The following is a 5,513-nucleotide window of genomic DNA, read 5'->3' as shown; positions in this document are numbered from 1 at the left end:
GGGGCCGCGGGTGCCGGGGCCGCGGGAGCGGGCGCAGGCGCCGGTGCCGCGGGCGCAGGGGCCGGCGCGGCCGGAGCCGGAGCCGGCAGCCCGCTGCCGGGATAGTTCGCGAATACCTGCACGGCCCACGTCGTTCCGTTCGCCTGAATGAGCGCGGTTCCGATGTCGGTGAAGTTGCCGAGGATGTTCGCACGGTGCCCCGACGAGTTCATCCAACCGCTGTGCGCGGCAGATCCGCTGCTGTAGCCCTGGGCGACGTTCTCGCCCCAGCCGCGCCATCCGCCGGGGATCTGTGATCCGACCGACGGGTTGTGCGACAGCGTGCCACTCGCCGCCATCTGATTGGCCCAGTTCAGCGCGACCGCGTCGAGCGAACCGTTGCGGACCAGCCCGCCGAGGCCGTTCTGGGCGCGCGCCTCGTTCGCCAGGGCGACGATCGTGCCTTCGTCGTATGCTGCGACCGGCGTCGCCGCTCCTGCGACTCCCATCCCCAGTACGAGGGCCGCCGTCAGGACCAGACGGGCTAAGACCGACTTGACCCGCCACGGGGCAGGGTTCGGATCATGGTCGAGAACGCGCATAAATCCACGCTAAGCGACGATCAACCAGCACCACCGCTTCCGCGCCCGGGCGATGAGTCGTGTCGGCGTGCGTGACGAGCTCCGGACATCTCAGAGGGACAATCCATCGAAGCTGGCGGAAATCGACCATATTCCGGGTTGCCGGGCACGTCCTACCTCCCGGATGTCCGGCGAGGACAAAAAAGGCCCGGCCGCCACACCCCGGGTTGCGGGGGCGTGACGGCCGGGCTCAGCCGAGCCTGGTGGGACGACTGGTCTATCGGGCCGAGCTGTGCTCAGCGGCCGAGGTCAGCGCGCGGCACTGCCCTCGGTGATCGCGAGAGCGATCACAATTGAGCGCCGGTTGATACACCGAGGTCAGCGCGCAGCGCTGCCCTCGGTGTAGTCGGCGTCCTGCTGCTTCCATGCGAAGAGGGCGCGCAGCTCACGGCCGACCTCTTCGATGGGGTGCTGGGCACCCTTTTCGCGGAGCGCGAGGAACTCGGGGGCTCCCGCATCCTGGTCGCCGATGAAGCGCTCGGCAAAGGCGCCGGACTGGATGTCGCCGAGAACGGCCTGCATGTTCTCCTTGACGTGCGGGTCGATCACGCGGGGGCCCGAGACGTAGTCGCCGTACTCGGCGGTGTCGGAGACCGACCAGCGCTGCTTGGCGATGCCGCCCTCCCACATGAGGTCGACGATGAGCTTGAGCTCGTGCAGCACCTCGAAGTAGGCGATCTGCGGCTGGTAGCCGGCCTCGGTCAGGGTCTCGAAGCCGTACTGGACGAGCTGCGAAACACCACCGCAGAGCACGGCCTGCTCACCGAACAGGTCGGTCTCGGTCTCTTCCGTGAAGGTCGTCTTGATGACGCCCGCGCGGGTGCCACCGATGGCCTTGGCGTACGACTTGGCGATGTCCCAGGCCTGACCCGAGGCATCCTGCTCCACGGCGATGATGTCGGGGATGCCGCGACCCGCGACGAACTCGCGACGCACCGTGTGACCGGGGGCCTTCGGCGCGACGAGGATGACGTCGACACCCTCGGGGGCGTCGATGTAGCCGAAGCGGATGTTGAAGCCGTGCGCGAACGCGAGGGTCTTCCCGGCGGTCAGGTGCGGCGCGATCTCGTTCTTGTAGATGCCGCGCTGGTGCTGGTCGGGCGCGAGGATCATGATGAGGTCGGCCCACTCGGCAGCCTCGGCGACCGTCTTGACGGGGAATCCGTCTTCCTCGGCCTTGGGGGCAGACTTCGACCCCTCCTTGAGGGCGATGACGACCTCGACACCCGAGTCGCGCAGGTTCTGTGCGTGCGCGTGTCCCTGGGAGCCGTAGCCGACGATCGCGACCTTCTTGCCCTGGATGAGCGAGAGGTCGGCGTCGGAGTCGTAGAAGATCTCGGCCATGGTGATGTATTTCTCCTTGTTTGAGGTGCTCGGTCCCTGAGCCTGTCGAAGGGATCCTGGTCTGTTCATGGTCGCTTCGACAAGCTCAGCGACCGAGGATGGGTCAGCCGCGCAGGACGCGCTCGGTGATGCTCTTGCCGCCGCGACCGATCGCGAGCAAGCCCGACTGGGCCAGCTCCTTGACTCCGAACGGCTCGACGGCGCGCAGGAACGCGTCGATCTTGCCGTGGTCGCCGGTCACCTCGATCACGAGCGCATCGGTCGAGTAGTCCACGACCGAGGCGCGGAAGAGATTCACGACCTCGATGACGTTCGAGCGGGTGGAGTTATCGGCGCGCACCTTGACGAGCATGTGCTCGCGCTGGACGGATGTCGAGTAGTCGAGCTCGACGATCTTGATCACGTTGATCAACTTGTTGAGCTGCTTCGTGACCTGCTCGAGCGGCAGTTCTTCGACGTCGACGACGACCGTGATGCGCGACAGACCCGGCACCTCGGTGACGCCCACGGCGAGGGACTCGATGTTGAAGCCACGGCGTGCGAACAGGCCGGCGACGCGCGTCAGAAGACCCGGCTTGTCCTCCACGAGGAGGCTCAGGACGTGCTTGCTCACGGTCAGTCCTCCTGTCCGAAGGCCGGCGAGTGCTCTCTCGCGTATTGGACGAAGCTGTTACTGACGCCCTGGGGCACCATCGGCCACACCATCGAGTCGGCGCTCACGACGAAGTCGATCACGACGGGTCGATCGTTCGTCTCGAGCGCGAGCTTGATCGCCGCGTCCACGTCTTCTTCCTTCTCGACACGGATGGCGAGGCATCCGTACGCTTCGGCGAGCTTGACGAAGTCCGGCACCCGCATGGTGTCGTGACCCGTGTTCAGGTCGGTGTGCGAGTAGCGGCTGTTGTAGAACAGCGTCTGCCACTGGCGCACCATGCCGAGCGAGGAGTTGTTGATGATCGCGACCTTGATCGGGATGTTGTTGATCGTGCAGGTCGCGAGCTCCTGATTGGTCATCTGGAAGCATCCGTCACCGTCGATCGCCCACACGACACGGTCGGGTTCGGCAACCTTCGCGCCCATCGCGGCGGGAACCGAGTAGCCCATCGTGCCGGCGCCGCCGGAGTTCAGCCAGGCGTTCGGCCGCTCGTACTTGATGAACTGCGCCGACCACATCTGGTGCTGTCCCACGCCCGAGGCATAGATGCCCTCGGGGCCGGTCAGCTCTCCGATCCGCTGGATCACGTACTGCGGCGCCATCAGGCCATCCGTCGTCGGGGCGTAGCCGAGGGGGAACTCGTCGCGCAGGCCGTCGAGGTACGACCACCACTCCGAGATGTCGGGGGTCGTTTCGGCCGCAGCTGCAGCGTATGCGCCCTCCAGGTCGACCAGTACGTCGCGCAGGTCACCCACGATCGGCACGTCCGCGGCACGGATCTTGCCGATCTCGGCCGGGTCGATGTCGACGTGCACGACCTTGGCATTCGGGGCGAACAGCGCTGCCTTGCCTGTCACACGGTCATCGAACCGCGCGCCGAGCGAGACGAGCAGGTCGGCCTCTTGCAGCGCGAGCACCGCGGGAACCGTGCCGTGCATGCCGGGCATACCCAGCTGCTGCTGATGCGAGTCGGGGAAGGCACCACGCGCCATGAGCGTCGTGACGACCGGCGCACCCGTCGCTTCGGCCAGGCGCAGCAGCTCGGCGGATGCCTTCGAACGGATCACGCCACCACCGACGTAGAGCACGGGCTTCTTCGCGGCCGCGAGCAGCTGGGCCGCGGCCTGGATCTGCTTGCCGTGGGCCTTAGTCACCGGACGGTAGCCGGGCAGGTCGATCTTGGGCGGCCAAATGAACGGCGCCTCGGCCTGCTGCGCGTCCTTCGTGATGTCGACGAGCACGGGACCGGGGCGACCGGTGCCCGCGATTTCGAACGCCGAGGCGATCGCGGCCGGGATGTCTTCGGCCTTCTTGACCAGGATCGAGTGCTTCGTGATCGGCATCGTGATACCCACGATGTCGGCCTCTTGGAAGGCATCCGTTCCCATCAGCGTGCTGAAGACCTGACCGGTGATGCAGACGATCGGCACCGAGTCCATGTAGGCGTCGGCGATCGCGGTGACGAGGTTGGTCGCGCCCGGACCCGACGTCGCGATGGCGACACCGATGCGTCCGGATGCCGAGGCGTAACCCTCTGCGGCGTGACCAGCACCCTGCTCGTGGCGCACGAGAATGTGGCGCAGATCGGTCGAGTCCATGAGCGGGTCGTAGACAGGCAGGATCGCTCCGCCCGGCAGACCGAAGACGTCGGTGACGCCGAGCAGCTCGAGAGAGCGGACGACCGCCTGCGCACCCGTGAGCACGGGCGCGGACGCGGTGCGAGCGGGCGGCCGGGGAATGGCCGTGGCAGATTCGGCGGGCATGGTGAGAATCCTTGCGATCGGAATGACTGTGATGAATCGCCGGCAGATGGCCGACGAACGCCGCATCCGTCGGACGCGGGCTATCCCGTAACTGCGCCCTCCGCGGCGGAGTGCACGAGCTTGGAATACTTGGCCAGAACGCCTCGGGTGTAGCGCGGGGGCAGCGGTTCCCAGCCAGAGCGGCGGGAGCTGAGCTCAGCCTCATCGACGAGTAGGTCGAGAGTGCGAGCTGCGATATCGACCCGTATCAGATCACCATCGCGCACGAAGGCGATGGGACCTGCGTCCACCGCTTCGGGTGCTATGTGGCCGATGCAGAGGCCGGTTGTGCCGCCTGAGAATCGTCCGTCCGTCAAGAGTAGTACATCTTTTCCGAGCCCGGCCCCCTTGATGGCGGCGGTGATCGCGAGCATTTCGCGCATTCCGGGGCCACCCTTCGGGCCCTCGTAACGGATCACGAGAACCTCGCCAGGATTGATTTCGCCGGCCTCGAGCGCATCCATTGCCCCGCGCTCGCGCTCGAAGACCCGCGCGGGACCCTCGAAGACCGCCGCATCGAAGCCAGCCGTCTTCACGACCGCTCCCTCGGGGGCCAAGGAGCCGTGCAGGATCGTGATGCCGCCAGTGGCATGGATGGGGTCGTCAAAGGTGTGGATGACGGTCCCGTCGATCGGACGCGGATCGAGGTCGCGGATGTTCTCGGCCAGCGTCTTGCCGGTGACCGTCAGAGCGTCCCCGTGCAGAAGGCCCTCCTCGAGCATCGCCTTCATGATGACCGGGATGCCGCCATGGCGGTCCACATCGTTCATGACGTATTTGCCGAAGGGCTTCATGTCGGCGACGTGCGGAACCTTGTCGCCGATGCGGTTGAAGTCGTGCAGCGTCACGTCGACGTCCGCCTCGTGCGCGATCGCGAGCAGGTGCAGCACGACGTTCGTCGAGCCGCCGAGGGCCATGGCGAGCGCGATCGCGTTCTCGAAGGCTTCTTTCGTGAGGATGTCGCGGGTCGTGATGCCGAGGCGCAGCAGGTTGACGACGGCCTCGCCGGAGCGATGCGCAAACGAATCCCGCCGGCGGTCTGCACTGGGCGGCGCCGCGGATCCGGGAAGGCTGAGCCCGAGGGCCTCCGCG

At 66.7% G+C, this 5,513-nt stretch carries 5 protein-coding genes; all 5 read right to left on the bottom strand.

Going from position 1 to position 5,513, the window contains the following annotated elements; all coding sequences use genetic code 11:
- Positions 1-581: CAP domain-containing protein (locus MIC448_RS05085; protein WP_051513175.1), on the bottom strand; the 581-nt coding region annotated here is incomplete at its 3' end.
- Between the two features lie 357 nt (positions 582-938).
- Positions 939-1,964 (bottom strand): ketol-acid reductoisomerase, encoded by a 1,026-nt coding sequence (ilvC, locus tag MIC448_RS05080; RefSeq protein ID WP_036296960.1) that lies wholly within the window; start codon positions 1,962-1,964, stop codon positions 939-941.
- 103 nt (positions 1,965-2,067) lie between these two features.
- On the bottom strand, positions 2,068-2,577 hold the full coding sequence (gene ilvN, locus MIC448_RS05075; RefSeq protein WP_036296958.1) for an acetolactate synthase small subunit: 510 nt from the start codon (positions 2,575-2,577) through the stop codon (positions 2,068-2,070).
- A gap of 2 nt (positions 2,578-2,579) precedes the next feature.
- Complete coding sequence (locus MIC448_RS05070; RefSeq protein WP_036296963.1) at positions 2,580-4,382, bottom strand: acetolactate synthase large subunit; 1,803 nt, start codon at positions 4,380-4,382, stop codon at positions 2,580-2,582.
- 80 nt (positions 4,383-4,462) lie between these two features.
- Positions 4,463-5,513 (bottom strand): dihydroxy-acid dehydratase (locus MIC448_RS05065; RefSeq protein ID WP_036296956.1); only part of this gene is annotated, 1,051 nt, incomplete at its 5' end.

Origin of the sequence: Microbacterium sp. C448 (assembly GCF_000582705.2) — a bacterium.
Classification (GTDB): Bacteria; Actinomycetota; Actinomycetes; order Actinomycetales; family Microbacteriaceae; genus Microbacterium; species Microbacterium lacus_A.
Note: the sequence above shows the minus strand (reverse complement) of the source record. Positions and strands in the feature narration are given on the sequence as shown.